Below are 16,088 nucleotides of genomic sequence, written 5' to 3' on the forward strand. Positions count from 1 at the left end.
GAGGTCACTAGCGTTCGGCCGTCCCCGATGGCCCCGCTATTTGCTAAGGAAAGGTCCAGCAATGCGTTTGCGTCAGCGTCTCCCCGCCTTGAGCCCTAACCGGCTGGTCATGCTATTTGCGGCCTTGCTGGTCGCTTTCTACAACGTCGAAGCCTGGGGCGCGCTGGTGCAGCTGATCCAGCTCACAGGCGTGAAACGCATACTCTTCGAGGTGTCGTTCGCGGTGCTGCTCTGGTCGGCGTTCTGCCTGCTGCTGCTGCCGTTTTCCTTCCGCCCGCTGCTGCGGCCTGTGATCAGCCTGGTGGCGATCACCGCTGCACTGGCCGCCTACTTCATGAACGACTACGGCATCTCCATCGACCGGGTGATGATGCAGAACGTGATGGAGACCGACGCCGGGGAAGTGGGCGCCCTGATCAGCGCCAAGATGGCCGCCTATGTGCTGTTGCTGGGGGTGCTGCCGGCGGCGCTGGCCTGGTACTGGCCGGTGCGCTACCGGCCGGTGCTTCACGGCCTGCTGACCAAGCTGGCGCTGGCCTTCAGCGCCAGCGTGCTGCTGGTGCTGTCGGTGGTGAGTTTCTATTCCACCTATGCGCCGGTCTTCCGTGAGCCCGACAAGCTCACCCACTTCATCAACCCCACCAATTACCTCTACGCCACGGCGCGCACAGCCAGCGAAAAGCTCGTGCTCGAACGCAAAACAGTGGTGCAGCCCATCGCGGCAGATGCCACCCGCGCAGCGACCGGGCAGCGCAAGAAGTTGATGATCTTCGTGGTGGGCGAAACCGCGCGTGCCGACCACTTCGGCCTCAACGGCTACCCGCGCCCGACCACGCCCGAGCTGGCGAAGCTGGACATCCTCAACTTCACCCAAGTGCACTCGTGCGGCACCTCTACCGCTGTGTCGGTGCCTTGCATGTTCTCGATGTTCCCACGCAAGGAGTACAGCGACAAAAAGGGCAAAAGCTTCGAGAGCCTGCTCGATGTACTGCAGCGCACGGGCATGAAAGTGCTGTGGCTTGAGAACAACAGCGATTGCAAAGGCGTGTGCCTACGCGTCCCGCACCAGGACATCCCGAAAACCCAGCCCAGCCCCTTCTGCGACGGCAAACGTTGCCTGGACGAGTCATTGCTGGTGGGCCTGCAGCCCTATATCGACCGCCTCGACGAGGATACCTTGATCGTGCTGCACTCCGATGGCAGCCACGGGCCGGAATACTACGACCGCTACCCGGCTGATCAGGAAGTATTCAAGCCGGTGTGCCATACCAACCAGCTCGGCAGCTGCACGCCGCAAGAGCTGCAGAACGTCTACGACAACACCATCCACTACACCGACCACTTCCTGGCCCAGGTGATCGGCCTGCTCAAGCAGAACCAGCAACGCTTCGACACCAGCCTTTGGTATGTCTCCGACCATGGCGAGTCGCTGGGCGAGAACGGCGTCTACCTGCATGCCGCCCCCTATGCCATCGCCCCCGAAGCCCAGACCCACGTGCCTATGGTGCTGTGGTTCGGCCAGGGCACGCTGGCCGACGCCGGGCTGGACCGCGGGTGCCTGGAAGGCCGGCAGAACCAGGCCGGGCTCAGCCACGACTACGTCTTCCACTCGCTACTGGGTTGGTTCAACGTCAGCACCAGCCTGTACCAGGCGCCGCTGGATCTGTTTGCGGGGTGCAAGCGCTGAGGTGGTGAGGGCAGGTTACACTTAGGCGGCCCCCCTCTGGACCGCAAGGACTGCCCGTGACCCCTCCGCTTTCCCAGCACCGCGCACGCCGGATGGCCCTGTTGGTCGCTGCCGCGTTCTTCATGGAAAACCTCGACGCCACGGTGATCGTGACGGCCTTGCCCGATATGGCGGCCAGCTTCGGGGTGAACGCCGTTGACCTGAACGTGGGCATCACCGCCTATGTGCTGACACTGGCGGTATTCATCCCGGCCAGTGGCTGGGTGGCTGAGCGCTGGGGGTACCGGCGTGTCTTCCTGCTTGCCCTGGCAACCTTCACGCTGGCGTCGCTGCTGTGTGGCCTGTCACAAACGCTTTGGCAATTCGTGCTGGCGCGCGTGCTGCAGGGGCTGGGCGGCGCCATGATGGTGCCGGTAGGGCGCCTGGCGGTGCTGCGTAGCACCGAGAAAAAGGACCTGCTCACCGCCATTGCCTTCATCACCTGGCCAGGGTTGGTGGCACCGGTGCTCGGCCCTCCGCTGGGGGGGCTGATCACCTCTGGTGCTTCCTGGCATTGGATTTTCTGGCTGAACCTGCCCCTGGGGGCGATCGCCTTGTTACTGACCCTGCGCTTGATGCCTGCCGGTGCCGTGCACGAGTTGCCTCGGCGTTTCGACTGGCGGGGCTTCGTACTCTGCGCTGGCGGCTGTGCTGCGCTGCTGCACGGCCTTGACGAGGTTGGCCGAATGCCTGGCTCGCCGGTTGCCTGGGCCCTGCTCGGTGCCAGCGTGCTGATGATGGCCGCGTTGGCCTGGCACAGCCGGCGGCATCCTGCCCCGCTGTTGCGGTTGGAGGCGATCAAGGTGCCGACCTATCGCGTCACCTTCAACGGCGGCTCGCTGTTTCGCGCCATGGTAAGCGCCCACCCCTTCCTGCTGCCGTTGATGTTTCAACTGGGCTTTGGCCTGAACCCGGTCACGTCCGGGTTGCTGGTGCTGTGCTTGTTCGCGGGCAACATCGGCATGAAGCCGATGACCAACGCCGTGCTGCGCCGCTGGGGCTTTCGCACCACCCTGCTGGGGAGCAGCTCGGTGCTGGCACTGGCGACCTTCGCCTGTGCGCTGGTCACACCGGCAACGCCATTATGGCTGCTGGCACCTTTGTTGGTGATTTCTGGCATGGCGCGCTCGATGGGCTTCACCGCTTACAGCAGCCTGGCCTTCGTGGACATGCCCGCACCGCTGATGAGCTCGGCCAATACCCTGTTCAGCATGGCCCAACAGCTGGCGTTCGGGCTGGGCGTCGCTCTTGCGGTGATCTTCCTGCGCGGTGCGCAAACCGCGCTCGGTGCCAACGATACCGACCTGGCCAGCTATCACCTAGCCTTCACCCTGCTGGGCCTGGCCACAGTGTTGTCGATGGCCGATCTTCTGCGGCTGCCCAAGGATGCCGGCGCGCAGGTGTCTGGGCATGGGCTTGCGCGGCAGTGACCGATTGCCGCCCACTTTCGCAGCCCTTGCTCGGCCAGCGACACAAAAGCCGTTGACCTGTGTAACTGCCTGGTTCATTTTGAAAACCACGCAGGGGCCACAAATCCCGGCGATCGCCAAGAACAACAATCAAAGCCCTCGACACGAGTGAACTGCATGTCGCGTAAAACCATCCTGGCCGGCCTGATCGGCGCCGGTATCCAGCAGTCCAAAACCCCGGCCATGCACGAGGCCGAAGGGGCCAGCCAAGGCCTGGGTTATGTCTATCGGCTGATCGACCTGGACGTGCTCAAGCTGGGCAACGAACACCTCGAAGAGCTGCTGGTTGCGGCACAACGCACCGGTTTCACTGGCTTGAACATCACGTTTCCGGCCAAGCAGGCCATCATTGCGCTACTCGATGAGCTGTCGCCCGAGGCACGGGGCATTGGCGCGGTGAATACGGTGGTGCTCAAGGACGGCAAGCGGGTGGGCCATAACACCGACTGCCTGGGCTTTGCCGAGGGCTTTCGCCGCGGGCTGGAAGGGGCCGCTCGGGAGCGGGTGGTGCAGATGGGAGCCGGCGGCGCCGGGTCGGCGGTGGCTCACGCGCTGTTGCTCGAGGGCGTGAAGCAACTGACCGTATTCGACGTGGAGCCACAAAGGGCGCAGGCATTGGTCGACAACCTCAACGCCCATTTCCCCGGCGCGCCAGCCAGTGTGGGCAGCGACCTCGCCTCGGCCGTAGGCCAGGCCCAGGGGATCGTCAACACCACGCCCATGGGCATGGCCAAGTTGCCCGGCACGCCGGTGCCCGCTGAACTGCTGCGCCCGGAGTTGTGGGTGGCGGAAATCGTTTACTTCCCACTGGAAACTCAGCTGTTGCGTGACGCCCGCGCATTGGGCTGCCGCACGCTCGACGGCGGCACCATGGCGGTGTTCCAGGCAGTCAAGGCATTCGAGCTGTTCAGTGATTTGCCGGCCGACGCGCAGCGGATGACTGAGCACTTCAAGCGCATGATCTAGGCAGCGCCTGCCCTGGAATTCGCGCTGCACCCAAGGGCCGCGGGCGCCGCCGCGGCCCGCGCCACCCCTACCCTTTGCGTACGAACCGCAGCAGGGTATCGACGAACATTTCCCGGTGATGCGCCTTGAGCACCGGGTCGTCGAAATCCACGGCGAACAGCGCGCCGAAGGTGTGCCGGTTGGAGACCCGGTAGAAGCAGAAGGCGCTGATCATCATGTGCACGTCGATGGCCTTGAGCCCTTCCCGGAACTCCCCCAGCGCCTCGCCCCGGCGCAGGATCTCGTCCAGCGCATTGAGCACGGTGGTGTTCATCGACTGGATGGCCTTGGATTGTTTCACGTACTGGCCGCAATTAATGTTCTCGTTGCAGACGATGCGCACGAAATCCACATTGCGATCATGGTGGTCGAACGTGAACTCCACCAACCGGCGAATCCCCTCTTCCGGCGGCAGCTCGGCCAAGTGCATGTTGCTTTCGGTATTGCGGATATCGCCGTAGAGCTTCTCGAGCACCTCGATGTACAGCTGCTCCTTGCTGTTGAAGTAGTAATAGATCATGCGCTTGCTGGTTTGCGTACGCTCAGCGATGGCGTCTACCCGTGCACCGGCCAGGCCTTGCGAGACGAACTCGGCGATGGCGGCCTGGAGGATGTTTTCGCGGGTTTTTTCGGGGTTGTTCTTGCGGCTCCTGCGCGCCGGGAGGGCGGCGGGAGCTTCGTCTGTTGTTGTCATTGAGGGCTCACGGCCGGAAGGTCCAGCGCCGATTATGATCCGGCGCAGGCCCGGAATGAAAGGCCGCCAGTCAGAGCCTGGCCTTGTGGCCAGCCCCGCTGCGCGCCTTGGCCATCGCTGCCAGGCGCACCGCCACGTTGGCTGCGCCGTAGCCGGCGTAGCCTCCTTTGCGTTGCAGCACTTCGAAGAAGAAACGGTTTTCGAACGGCTCGGTGTACACGTGGAACAGCTCGCCACCATTGGCATCGCGGTCGTACAGCACGTTGTAGTAGGCCAGCTCGCTCAGGAACTCATCATCGAAATCGAACCGCGCGGCGAGGTCGTCGTAGTAGTTCAGCGGGATGTCGAGCAGCGGCAGGCCCGCTTCCTTGGCGTGGTTGACGGTGGCGAAGATGTCCTCACAGTCGAACGCGATGTGGTGCACGCCTGAACCGCGGTAGGTGCTCAAAGCGTGGGAGATGGCCGTGCCGCGGTTTTCCGAGATGTTCAGCGGCAGCCGCACACTGCTGCAACGGCTGCGGATAGCGCGGCTCTTCACCAGGCCGTAGGGGTCGGGCAGTACCACTTCGTCGTCGGCCTTGAAGTCGAGGATGCTCTTGTAGAACAGCACCCAGTTGTCCAGCGCATCCGGCGGCAGGGCCATGGCCATGTGATCGATGCGCCCCAGCGGGCCGGGGGTGGCCGGCGCAGGCTTGAGGGTGAAGTCGGTCTCGTAGATGGTGCGGCCTTGGGCATCGGCGTCTACCAGGTAGATCAGGCTGCCATCGGGCGCACGCACGGCAGCCAGCTCACGCTCGTTGGGACCGACCAGGCCACGATAAGGCTGGGCCTTGTAGGCCACCGCCCGCTCCAGTGCCTTGGCGCTGTCTTGCACGCGCACGGCGGTGGCGCACAATGAGGGGCCGTGGGCCTCGAAAAAATTGTGGGCGAACGAATAAGGCTCTGAGTTGAGAATCAGGTTGATGTCGTTCTGCCGCAGCAGCGTCACGTTCTTGGAGCGGTGCCGGCCTGCTTCGGCAAAGCCGAGCTGGCCAAGCCAGTGGCCGAGCTTGGCACCGGTGGCTTCGTCCACGGCGAACTCCAGGAACTCCACACCGCCATAGGGGGCGGCGGCCGGTGGAGCGAAGAGAATCTCTGGCTTGGGCGCTGCGCCCGCCAGGCGCTCACGGGTTTTTTCCTCCAGATACAGCAGCGAGCGTAAGCCGTCGGCTGCGTTGGCCCGAGGAGGCGCTGCGCGGAAACCGTCATTGAAGATTTCCAGCGACAACGGGCCGCTGTAGCCGGTTTGCAGAATCGGCGCCAGAAAGCCCGGCAAGTCGAAGTCACCCTGGCCGGGGAAATTACGGAAGTGGCGGCTCCACTCCAGCACGTCCATCGCCAGGATCGGCGCATCGGCCATCTGCACGAAGAAGATCTTGTCGCCAGGGATCTGAGCGATGCCTGCCGGGTCATCCTTGAGCGAAAGGGTATGAAAGCTGTCGAGAATAACGCCCAATGCCGGGTGGTCGGCCTGGCGCACGATGTTCCAGACCTGGCTGTAGCGGTTCACGTGCCGCCCCCAGGCGAGCGCTTCGTAACCGATGCGCAGGCCACGAGCCCCTGCGCGCTCGGCCAGCAGGCGCATGTCATCGACCAGAATGCGCTCATCGCCTGTCGAGTCCGGAGCGACAGTGCTGCACACCAGCACCAGGTCGGTGCCCAACTCCTGCATCAGGTCGAACTTGCGTTCGGCGCGGTCGATATTGCGTTGCAAGCGCTCGCGCGGCATCCCTTCGAAATCGCGAAAAGGCTGGAACAACGTGATCGCGATGCCCAGGTCGGCGCACATCTGGCGGATTTCCCGCGGGCTGCCGTCGTAATAGAGCAGGTCGTTTTCGAAGATCTCGACACCGTCGAAGCCTGCGGCGGCCACCGCCTCGAGTTTTTCCGGAAGGGTGCCGCTAAGCGATACCGTGGCGATGGAACGATGCATGACTGGCTCCAGAAGGCAGCGGGCAGGCCGTAAACATAGCCTGTCGAGCGCCTGGTCTACGCGTTTTTGTGAGGGTTCTTATACCGTATATGGCAGAGTTTCTCGCGTACTGCCTGGTTACTTTTCGTTCGATTATCGAACAGCATTTATGTTCCCGCCGTGAGGCCAGCGCGGGCTCGCTTCTGCGACCTGCGCTGCAGCCATGCCGCAGCGATACCCGACAGGCAGATGATGCAGATCCCCGCGATGGCACTGGGCGGTGGTGTGTGGCTGAAGATCAAAACGCCGTAAATGCCAGCGAACACGATCTGGCAATAGCCGAACGGCGCCAGCAACGCAGGCGCCGCGTGGCGAAAGGCCTGGGTCAGCAGCAGGTGCGCCCCCATGCCGCAACCCCCGAGCACTAGCATGAACAAGCCGTGCGTCAGGGTTGGCCACTGCCAGAAGTACGGCACGATCACGCTCATGATCACGGTGTTGAAAATGCCGGCGAAGAAGTTACTGGTGGTCGGGCTGTCGGTTCGAGCGACGATACGCGTCAGCAGTTGGTAGGCGCAAAAGCACAACGCCGAGCCGAACGGAAACAGGATTGCGGGCGTGAACAGCTCGCCCCCAGGATGCACGATGACCATCACCCCACTGAACCCCACCAGCACCGCCAGCCATTGGCCGGTGCTGACCCGCTCCTTGAGCAGCGGCACCGAAAGCGCCGTGACCATCAATGGCGAAAGGAAGTTGACCGCCGTGGCCTCGGCCAGCGGGATGTACTGCAGGCCCGAAATGAACAGCAGGCTGGTGCCCAACAGGCACAGGGCCCGCGCCACCTGAAGCAGGGGCCTGCGCGTCCGCAGGATGCGCAGGCCTGACTGCGGCAGGAAAATCCCCATCATCAGGAGCGTATGCACCAAGTAGCGCACCCAGATCACCAGCATGACCGGGTAGAAACCCGACAGGTATTTCGAAAGCACGTCGTGGCTGGCAAACAACAGCGTGGCCACCACCATCAGCAGCATGCCTCGAAGAGGCTGTTGCGCGGCGTTGAGCGAGGTGTCGGGGGAAGTCATCGGCGAGAGGCGTTCCAGTACGTGACAGGTTGCAACTATTTAGAACAATGTTCCGAAGCGCGCGCAAGCACTTCAGCCAAACCACTCCGATACCAGCACCACGTCGGAGATTTCACTCGCCGCTGCCAGCAGGGCCGGGGCCAAAGCTTCGAGCTTCTCGTCCGGCAGGCGCGCGCCAGGCCCGGCGATGCTCAGCACCCCCACGGCCCCACCGTGCTGCGGGTGCAATACCGCGCAGGCGATTGCCGCGGTACCGATGGCCGAGCTATCGCGTACTTGAGCGTAGCCGCGCTGGCGGGCAAGGCCCAGCCTTTCGAGCAGCTGTGCATTGTGCTTCGGTGCGCCGGGCCCCATCGCCTCGGGTGGCAGGGGCCCTTGGCCTTCTACCAGCGCAAGCGCCTGTGCGTCGCTGAGGGTGGCAAGCCAGGCATGGCCGGATGCCGTAGGGAACAAAGGCGCGTCGCGGCCCATGTCAGGGTCGTATCTGAGCCCGGCGCCGGCGCCCTGGGCCTTGGCGATCCAGGTCAGGCGCTGCTGGCAGATCACGCCAAGGCGCACCAGCTCACCACTGCTCTGCGCCAGCCGGTCGAGGATTGGCTGCACGACATCCGCCCCACTACCCGCCAAATGCCGAAAACCCATGGCCACCAGCCGGGTGGTGAGCAAGTAGCGAGCGTTTTCCGCGTTCTGCCGCACGTAGCCCAGCCGGGAGAGCTCGGCAAGCATGCGGTGCGCAGCACTTTTGGGTACCTGAGCTTCGTCAGCCAGGCTTTGCAGGTTCAGCCCTCGGGGGGCCTGGGCAAGCAGTTCGATCAGGTGAATAGCGCGTTCAATCTGGCTTCCGGCCATTGGGCATCTCGTCAGGAAGGGAATCGGCGTGCGGCGAACAAGGCCGCGAAGCGCCTGAAGGGGAAAGGCGATGCGGTATAGAGTATGGAACATGGTTCCGATTTTCCACACCAACGGCCTTTCCCACCGGCGCCTGCCCTGCCGAACGGCCTCAGAAGTCGAAGAACACCGTTTCGCCCTCGCCTTGAATGCGGATGTCGAAACGATAAGCGGTTTTGCCATCCACTTCGCAGCGCTTGGCTACGAGCGTTTCGCGGCGCTGGGGTTGCTCGATCAGGTTGAGGATCGGGCATTGGGCGTTGGCCTGGGCTTCGTCATCGAAGTACAGCCGCGTTTGCAGGTGAATGTTGATGCCACGGGCAAAGAGGCTGACATTGATGTGCGGCGCCATCGGCACGCCCGCACGGGTGTGCACCACCCCCGGCTTGATGGTATGCAGCGCCCACTCCCCGGCGTCGAAAGTGGTGGCGGTGCGGCCAAAGCTGTTGAAGGGCTTTTCCAGGTCGAACGCCATGTCGTAGCGGCCCGAGGCATCGGCCTGCCAGAACTCCAGGAATGAGTCGCGCACCAAGTGGCCGTTGCCGTCATAGACGTTGCCCAGCAACAGGATGTGCTCGCCCGGGGCGCCAGGCTTGGCCATCTGGTTCCAGATTTCCTGATCACGGGGCGCGTTGCCGGCTGCGGCCAGGGCCAGGCCGATGTGCACGTAAGGGCCGGCCGTCTGCGAAGGGGTTTCGTTGAGCAATTCGATAGGCATGGCGCGGCTCCTCAGCGGTTTTCGAAGTGGGTCTGGCGCTGGCCGCGCAGCACGATATCAAAACGGTAGGCCAGGCAATCCATCGGGTTGGCGCTGGCCATGTCGAGCCGGGCGATCAGGCTCTGCACCGCTTCGGGGTTGGCGATGGACTTCACGATCGGGCACATCGGGATCAGCGGGTCGCCTTCGAAATACAGTTGGGTAATCAAGCGGGTCGAGATCGACGGGCCGCTGATGGAAAAGTGGATATGCGCCGGGCGCCAGTCATTGGGGCCGTTGCGCCAGGGGTATGGGCCCGGCTTGATGGTGCGGAACTGGTAGTTGCCGTCAGCATCGGTCAGGGTGCGGCCGACGCCCCCGAAATTCGGGTCCAGGGGCGCAAGGTAACGATCATTCTTGTGGCGATAGCGCCCACCGGCATTGGCTTGCCACATTTCGACCAGGGTATGCGGCACCGGGCGACCGTATTGGTCCAACACCCGGCCAGCCACGATGATGCGCTCGCCCACCGGCAGGCCACCGTTGTTGAAATTGAGCAGCAGGTCGTTGTCGTGCTCGCCGAATTTCAAGTGGGAAAAATTCGGCCCGGTGCTCTCGCTGGCCGTTTGCGGAATGCTCACCAGCGCTTGGCGCGGGGAGCGGGCCACCGACGTTTTGTAATCGGGGGTGAAGGCTTTGGGGTGCCAGTTACGGTCACGGATGACGAAGCGGCTCTGATCCTGATCAGACACGTCGAGCTCCTGTTGTTCGAGTTATGGGGCACGCGCTCACGGGGCGCATGCCGGCCAGTGTCGAACAACCGGCACCGTTTAAATACTGAAAAGAAGAAGGCCATTCATAACCAATGGGTTATGAATGGCCCCGCTGGCTCAAACCGCCGGCAGCTGCTCCATGGGCCAGCGCGCCTGCACGTGAATGCCCAGGCCTTCCTTTTGCCCCGCCAGCAGGCGCTGGCAGCCTGCGTACGCGATCATCGCACCGTTATCGGTGCAAAAGCGTGGGCGGGCATAGAACACTCCACCCTTGAGCGCGGCGGTCATGTGCTCCAGCTCTGTGCGCAAGGCCTTGTTGGCGCTTACGCCGCCGGCAATCACCAGGTGCCTGAGGCCGGTTTGCTTCAAGGCGCGCTTGCACTTGATCGCCAGCGTCTCGACCACCGCCTGCTGGAAGGCGCGGGCCACGTCGCAGCGGGTTTGCTCGCCGTCGTCCCCCGCTGCCTGGCAGGCCTGCCAGGTATTGAGGGTAAAGGTTTTCAGCCCGCTGAAGCTGAAATCCAGGCCCGGGCGGTCGGTCATTGGCCGCGGGAACGTGAAGCGGCCTGGTGCGCCCTGTTCGGCCAGCCGCGCAATTTCAGGGCCGCCGGGGTACGGCAGGCCCATGAGCTTGGCAGTTTTGTCGAAAGCTTCGCCTGCGGCGTCATCCAGGCTTTCGCCCAGCAACTGGTACTGGCCGATACCGTCTACCCGGACCAACTGGGTGTGCCCACCGGAGACCAGCAGCGCAACGAACGGGAAGGCCGGGGGGTGCTCTTCGAGCATCGGAGCCAGCAGATGGCCCTCCATGTGGTGCACACCAAGGGCCGGGATGTTCCAGGCGAACGCCAGCGCTTGCGCACAAGAGGCACCGACCAGCAGCGCACCGACCAGGCCGGGCCCGGCGGTGTAGGCAATGGCGTCGATGTCGGTGGAGGCGCAGCCGGCGTCGGCCAGCACCTGGCGGATCAACGGCAGCATGCGCTTGACGTGATCGCGGGAAGCCAGCTCTGGCACCACGCCGCCGTAGACACGGTGCTGGTCGATCTGGCTGAATAGCGCATCTGCCAGCAGGCCACGCTCGCTGCAATAGAGCGCTACGCCGGTTTCGTCGCAGGATGTTTCCAGTCCCAGTACTAACATGGCTTCTGATTTCGGGCCTTGGGCATATAAAGAAGGCGCGCATGATAGTCGCCGCCTGCCATGCCGACCAGCGGTTTTCGATCAGAGGCTTTGCAAACCCCTTGCTCAAGGGGTACTATTCGCAACCCTTAAAAACTGACGTATCCAGAGCGAGTTCCGCCATGGGGTACGTTGCCCCGGTAATGAATGAAGGTAGCTCTGGATGCCAGCCGTCAAAGTTAAAGAGAATGAACCCTTCGACGTAGCTCTGCGTCGTTTCAAGCGCTCCTGCGAAAAAGCCGGCGTACTGGCCGAAGTTCGTAGCCGCGAGTTCTACGAGAAGCCTACCGCCGAGCGTAAGCGCAAGGCTGCTGCCGCTGTGAAGCGTCACGCCAAGAAAGTCCAGCGCGAACAGCGCCGCGCCGTACGCCTGTACTGATACAGCCGCACGCTGCAAGCTTCTGCCTGGCCCGGCCCTCAAAAGCCGGGCTTTTGGCAGTTGTGCTTTAGAAACGTGGCAATCGGTTGCCAAGCGCTTGCGTTTCCCTCCAGTTTTCCCCGCTTCGCCCGATACGCTGCTCATTGAAGGGCTTCACGAGACCCACTGGCGCCAACGCCTGAAGGAACCCGTATGGCCGGGCTGATCCCACAGAGCTTTATCGACGACCTGCTCAACCGCACCGACATTGTCGATGTCGTCAGCTCGCGCGTGCAGCTCAAGAAGACCGGCAAGAACTACTCGGCCTGTTGCCCCTTCCACAAGGAGAAAACCCCCTCCTTCACCGTCAGCCCCGACAAGCAGTTCTACTATTGCTTTGGCTGCGGCGCAGGCGGCAACGCCTTGGGGTTCGTCATGGACCACGACAACCTGGACTTCCCCCAGGCCGTCGAGGAAATGGCAAAGGCCCTGGGCATGGAAGTGCCGCGCGAAGAAGGCCGGCGCAGCAACAAACCGCGCCAGCCTACCGACTCGCCGCTGTACCCGTTGCTGGAGGCCGCTGCCGAATTCTACCGCCAGGCCCTGAAGCACCACCCGCAGCGCCGCGCCGCAGTGGATTACCTCAAGGGCCGCGGGCTCTCCGGCGAGGTGGCGCGCGACTTCGGCCTGGGCCTGGCACCGCCGGGCTGGGACAACCTGCTCAAGCATTTGGGCGCCGATACCCTTCAGCAGAAGGTGATGATCGACGCCGGCTTGCTGATCGAAAACGCCGACACCGGCAAGCGCTACGACCGCTTCCGCGACCGGGTGATGTTCCCCATCCGCGACAGCCGTGGCCGGGTCATCGCCTTCGGCGGCCGGGTACTGGGCGACGATAAGCCCAAGTACCTGAACTCACCGGAAACCCCGGTGTTTCACAAAGGCCAGGAGCTCTATGGGCTGTACGAGGCGCGCAAGCACAACCGCAACCTCGACGAAGTGATCGTGGTCGAAGGTTACATGGACGTCATCGCCCTCGCCCAGCAGGGGTTGCGCAATGCCGTGGCCACGCTCGGCACAGCCACCAGCGAGGAGCACCTCAAGCGGTTGTTCCGCCTGGTGCCCAGCGTGCTGTTTTGCTTCGATGGCGACCAGGCCGGCCGCAACGCTGCCTGGCGCGCGCTCGAATCCACGTTGTCGAGCCTGCAGGACGGGCGCAAGGCGCGCTTTTTGTTTCTGCCCGAAGGCGAAGACCCTGACTCGCTGGTGCGGGCCGAAGGCACCGACGCCTTCCGCGCGCGCATCCATCAGCATGCGCAGCCGCTGGCAGACTACTTCTTCCAGCAACTGACCGAAGAAGCCGACCCACGCTCGCTCGAGGGCAAGGCGCACATGGTCACCCTGGCGGCGCCGTTGATCGACCGCATTCCCGGCGCCAACCTCAAGGCCCTGATGCGGGCACGCCTGGCGGAGATTACCGGGCTGTCGGGCGAGGCACTGAGCCAATTGGCCCAGCAGGCACCTGCCGCGCCCCCTTCAGCGCCGGCCTCTGGTTCGGCGCCGGAATACGACATCGGCGGTATCGATTTCGAAGGCCACGGGGGCGACTACGCCCCGGCCTATGCCGACTACGCAGCCGACGCCCCCCAGCAAAACTGGGCACCGCGCCAGGGCGGCGAACGTAAGAACTGGAAGAAAGACGGCGCGGGCAAGCCCTGGCAAAAGGGTAAAAACCGCAATGATTTCGCCCCACGTGCCCCGCGGCCGCCGGTGAGCGTCGAAGCTCCTGTGCTCACTGCATTGCGCAGTTTGCTGCACCATCCGCAACTGGCCGGCAAGGTCGACGACGCCAGCCATTTCGCCGATGAAAACCAGGTTTACTCGCAGTTGCTGGTGGCGTTGCTGGAGGCACTCCAGAAAAATCCTAAGCTACGCTCTCTACAATTGATCGCGCGTTGGCATGGTACCGATCAGGGCCGTTTGCTGACCGCCCTGGCGGAAAAGGAGTGGTTGATCGATGCCGACAACCTTGAACAACAGTTTTTCGACACCATAACCAGCTTGTCGGCGCGCCAGCGTGAGCGCGCTCTGGAGCTGCTGCTCAACAAGGCCCGGCAGGGCCAATCGCTTAGCGCAGAGGAAAAAGACCAGCTGCGCGATCTTTTCAACAGCAAGGCGAACGCACAAACCCCGACCTCAACTGGCGTGTGAGGTCATAGCTGCGGTATAATCCTCGGCTTGTTTTTTGCCCGCCAAGACCTTAAGTGGATAGGGTGTTATGTCCGGAAAAGCGCAACAGCAATCTCGTATCAAAGAGTTGATCACCCGCGGTCGTGAGCAGGGCTACCTGACTTACGCGGAGGTCAACGACCACCTGCCAGAGGATATTTCAGATCCGGAGCAGGTGGAAGACATCATCCGCATGATCAACGACATGGGGATCAACGTATTCGAGAGTGCCCCGGATGCGGACGCTCTGTTGCTGGCCGAAGCCGATACGGACGAAGCCGCCGCCGAGGAGGCTGCTGCCGCCCTGGCTGCGGTCGAAACCGACATCGGCCGCACCACCGACCCAGTGCGCATGTACATGCGTGAAATGGGCACCGTGGAGCTGCTGACCCGCGAAGGCGAAATCGAAATCGCCAAGCGCATCGAGGAAGGCATTCGCGAGGTGATGAGCGCGATCGCCCATTTCCCCGGTACCGTCGACCACATCCTGAGCGAATACGACCGCGTGACTACCGAAGGTGGCCGCCTGTCCGACGTGCTCAGCGGCTACATCGATCCCGATGACGCCATCGCCGAGCCGTCCGAGCCGCCCGCCCCCGCCGACCAAAAGGCCGCCCCCGCTGCCGAGAAGGACGACGAGGAAGAAGAGGAAAGCGACGACGAAGAGGAAGAAACCGAGAGCGGCCCCGACCCGGAAGTCGCCCGCCAGCGTTTCGGCGCGGTTTCCGACCAGCTGCAGGTGACCCAAAAGGCCCTGAAGAAGCACGGCCGCAGCAGCAAGGAGGGCGCAGCCGAGCTGCTGGCCCTGGCCGAGCTGTTCATGCCGATCAAGCTGGTGCCAAAGCAGTACGAAGGGCTCGTTGAAATGGTGCGCGGTGCCCTGGACCGCGTTCGCGGCCAGGAACGCGCCATCATGCAGCTGTGCGTGCGTGACGCTCGCATGCCCCGTGCCGACTTCCTGCGGTTCTTCCCCGGCAACGAAGTCGACACCGCCTGGGCAGAAGGCTTGGCCTCCGGCAAGAGCAAGTACGCCGAAGCCATCGGCCGCCTGCAAGCGGATATCCAGCGCTGCCAGGAAAAACTCCTCGCCCTGCAGAACGAAACCGGCCTGACCGTCGCCGAGATCAAGGACGTCAACCGCCGGATGTCCATCGGCGAAGCCAAGGCACGCCGCGCCAAGAAGGAAATGGTCGAGGCGAACCTGCGCCTGGTGATCTCGATCGCCAAGAAGTACACCAACCGCGGCCTGCAATTCCTCGACCTGATCCAGGAAGGCAACATCGGCCTGATGAAGGCAGTGGACAAGTTCGAATACCGCCGCGGCTACAAGTTCTCGACCTACGCCACCTGGTGGATTCGCCAGGCGATCACCCGTTCGATCGCCGACCAGGCGCGCACCATCCGTATCCCGGTGCACATGATCGAGACGATCAACAAGCTCAACCGTATCTCCCGGCAGATGCTCCAGGAGATGGGCCGCGAACCCACTCCGGAAGAGCTGGGCGAGCGCATGGAAATGCCTGAGGACAAAATCCGCAAGGTGTTGAAGATCGCCAAAGAGCCGATCTCGATGGAAACCCCCATCGGCGACGACGAAGACTCCCATCTGGGCGACTTCATCGAAGACTCCACCATGCAGTCGCCGATCGACGTGGCTACGGTCGAAAGCCTCAAGGAAGCCACCCGCGAAGTGCTCTCAGGCCTCACCGCCCGCGAAGCCAAGGTATTGCGGATGCGCTTCGGCATCGACATGAACACTGACCACACCCTCGAGGAAGTGGGCAAGCAGTTCGACGTGACCCGCGAGCGGATCCGCCAGATCGAAGCCAAGGCACTGCGCAAGCTGCGCCACCCAACCCGTAGCGAACACCTGCGTTCGTTCCTGGATGAGTGATAGCCGGCCTTGAAGCACCCATCCCCGCCCCTGAGTGATCAGCGGCGGGGATTTTTTTGGGCGCGGGTTGGGAGGTAGCCAAAGCCCCAGCCACTCTTCAGGCTCGGCAATCCAGAAGCTACGGCGTGAAAATATCT

The 16,088-nt window shown here is 63.2% G+C and carries 13 protein-coding genes; 6 read left to right on the forward strand and 7 right to left on the reverse strand.

The features are described from left to right. Positions 1-61: 61 nt before the first annotated feature. From F474_RS18355 to F474_RS18365, 3 genes are all read left to right on the forward strand, one after another. Positions 62-1,687, forward strand: a complete 1,626-nt coding sequence (locus F474_RS18355; protein ID WP_097087261.1) for a phosphoethanolamine transferase — start codon at positions 62-64, stop codon at positions 1,685-1,687. 92 nt (positions 1,688-1,779) lie between these two features. Beyond that, the gene (locus tag F474_RS18360) at positions 1,780-3,156 is read left to right on the forward strand and encodes an MFS transporter (RefSeq protein ID WP_097087256.1); all 1,377 of its coding nucleotides are present in this window, start codon (positions 1,780-1,782) and stop codon (positions 3,154-3,156) included. 156 nt (positions 3,157-3,312) lie between these two features. Next, on the forward strand, positions 3,313-4,161 hold the full coding sequence (locus F474_RS18365; RefSeq protein ID WP_097087255.1) for a shikimate dehydrogenase: 849 nt from the start codon (positions 3,313-3,315) through the stop codon (positions 4,159-4,161). A 67-nt stretch (positions 4,162-4,228) separates the two neighbouring features. Here the strand turns inward: F474_RS18365 and F474_RS18370 are convergent, their stop codons facing one another. From F474_RS18370 to tsaD, 7 genes are all read right to left on the reverse strand, one after another. Continuing rightward, positions 4,229-4,894: a TetR/AcrR family transcriptional regulator gene (locus tag F474_RS18370; RefSeq protein ID WP_097087253.1), complete on the reverse strand. Its 666-nt coding sequence runs from the start codon at positions 4,892-4,894 to the stop codon at positions 4,229-4,231. 70 nt (positions 4,895-4,964) lie between these two features. After that, positions 4,965-6,866, reverse strand: a complete 1,902-nt coding sequence (gene quiC / locus F474_RS18375) for a 3-dehydroshikimate dehydratase QuiC (RefSeq protein ID WP_097087251.1) — start codon at positions 6,864-6,866, stop codon at positions 4,965-4,967. 146 nt (positions 6,867-7,012) lie between these two features. Next, positions 7,013-7,930, reverse strand: a complete 918-nt coding sequence (locus F474_RS18380) for a DMT family transporter (protein WP_097087249.1) — start codon at positions 7,928-7,930, stop codon at positions 7,013-7,015. 72 nt (positions 7,931-8,002) lie between these two features. Then, positions 8,003-8,779: an IclR family transcriptional regulator gene (locus F474_RS18385; RefSeq protein ID WP_097087247.1), complete on the reverse strand. Its 777-nt coding sequence runs from the start codon at positions 8,777-8,779 to the stop codon at positions 8,003-8,005. 151 nt (positions 8,780-8,930) lie between these two features. After that, on the reverse strand, positions 8,931-9,536 hold the full coding sequence (pcaG, locus tag F474_RS18390; RefSeq protein ID WP_097087244.1) for a protocatechuate 3,4-dioxygenase subunit alpha: 606 nt from the start codon (positions 9,534-9,536) through the stop codon (positions 8,931-8,933). Between the two features lie 11 nt (positions 9,537-9,547). Beyond that, complete coding sequence (pcaH, locus tag F474_RS18395; RefSeq protein ID WP_097087241.1) at positions 9,548-10,267, reverse strand: protocatechuate 3,4-dioxygenase subunit beta; 720 nt, start codon at positions 10,265-10,267, stop codon at positions 9,548-9,550. Positions 10,268-10,405: 138 nt separating this feature from the next. Beyond that, a complete protein-coding gene (gene tsaD, locus F474_RS18400; protein WP_097087239.1) occupies positions 10,406-11,431 on the reverse strand; it encodes a tRNA (adenosine(37)-N6)-threonylcarbamoyltransferase complex transferase subunit TsaD in 1,026 nt (341 codons plus the stop codon). A gap of 202 nt (positions 11,432-11,633) precedes the next feature. On the opposite strand from tsaD, the gene rpsU reads away from it, so the two are divergent. The 3 genes from rpsU to rpoD all read left to right on the forward strand — a co-directional run bounded on the left by rpsU (position 11,634) and on the right by rpoD (position 15,951). Continuing rightward, positions 11,634-11,849, forward strand: coding sequence for a 30S ribosomal protein S21 (gene rpsU / locus F474_RS18405; RefSeq protein WP_003255575.1), 216 nt, complete (start codon positions 11,634-11,636; stop codon positions 11,847-11,849). 192 nt (positions 11,850-12,041) lie between these two features. Next, positions 12,042-14,039 carry a DNA primase gene (gene dnaG / locus F474_RS18410; RefSeq protein WP_097087237.1) on the forward strand — a complete coding sequence of 666 codons (1,998 nt, stop codon included), beginning with the start codon at positions 12,042-12,044 and terminating at the stop codon, positions 14,037-14,039. A 67-nt stretch (positions 14,040-14,106) separates the two neighbouring features. Beyond that, positions 14,107-15,951, forward strand: a complete 1,845-nt coding sequence (gene rpoD / locus F474_RS18415; protein ID WP_097087235.1) for an RNA polymerase sigma factor RpoD — start codon at positions 14,107-14,109, stop codon at positions 15,949-15,951. The last annotated feature ends 137 nt before the right edge of the window (positions 15,952-16,088 follow it).

This window comes from Pseudomonas sp. URIL14HWK12:I12 (genome assembly GCF_003097135.1).
Classification (GTDB): domain Bacteria; phylum Pseudomonadota; class Gammaproteobacteria; order Pseudomonadales; family Pseudomonadaceae; genus Aquipseudomonas.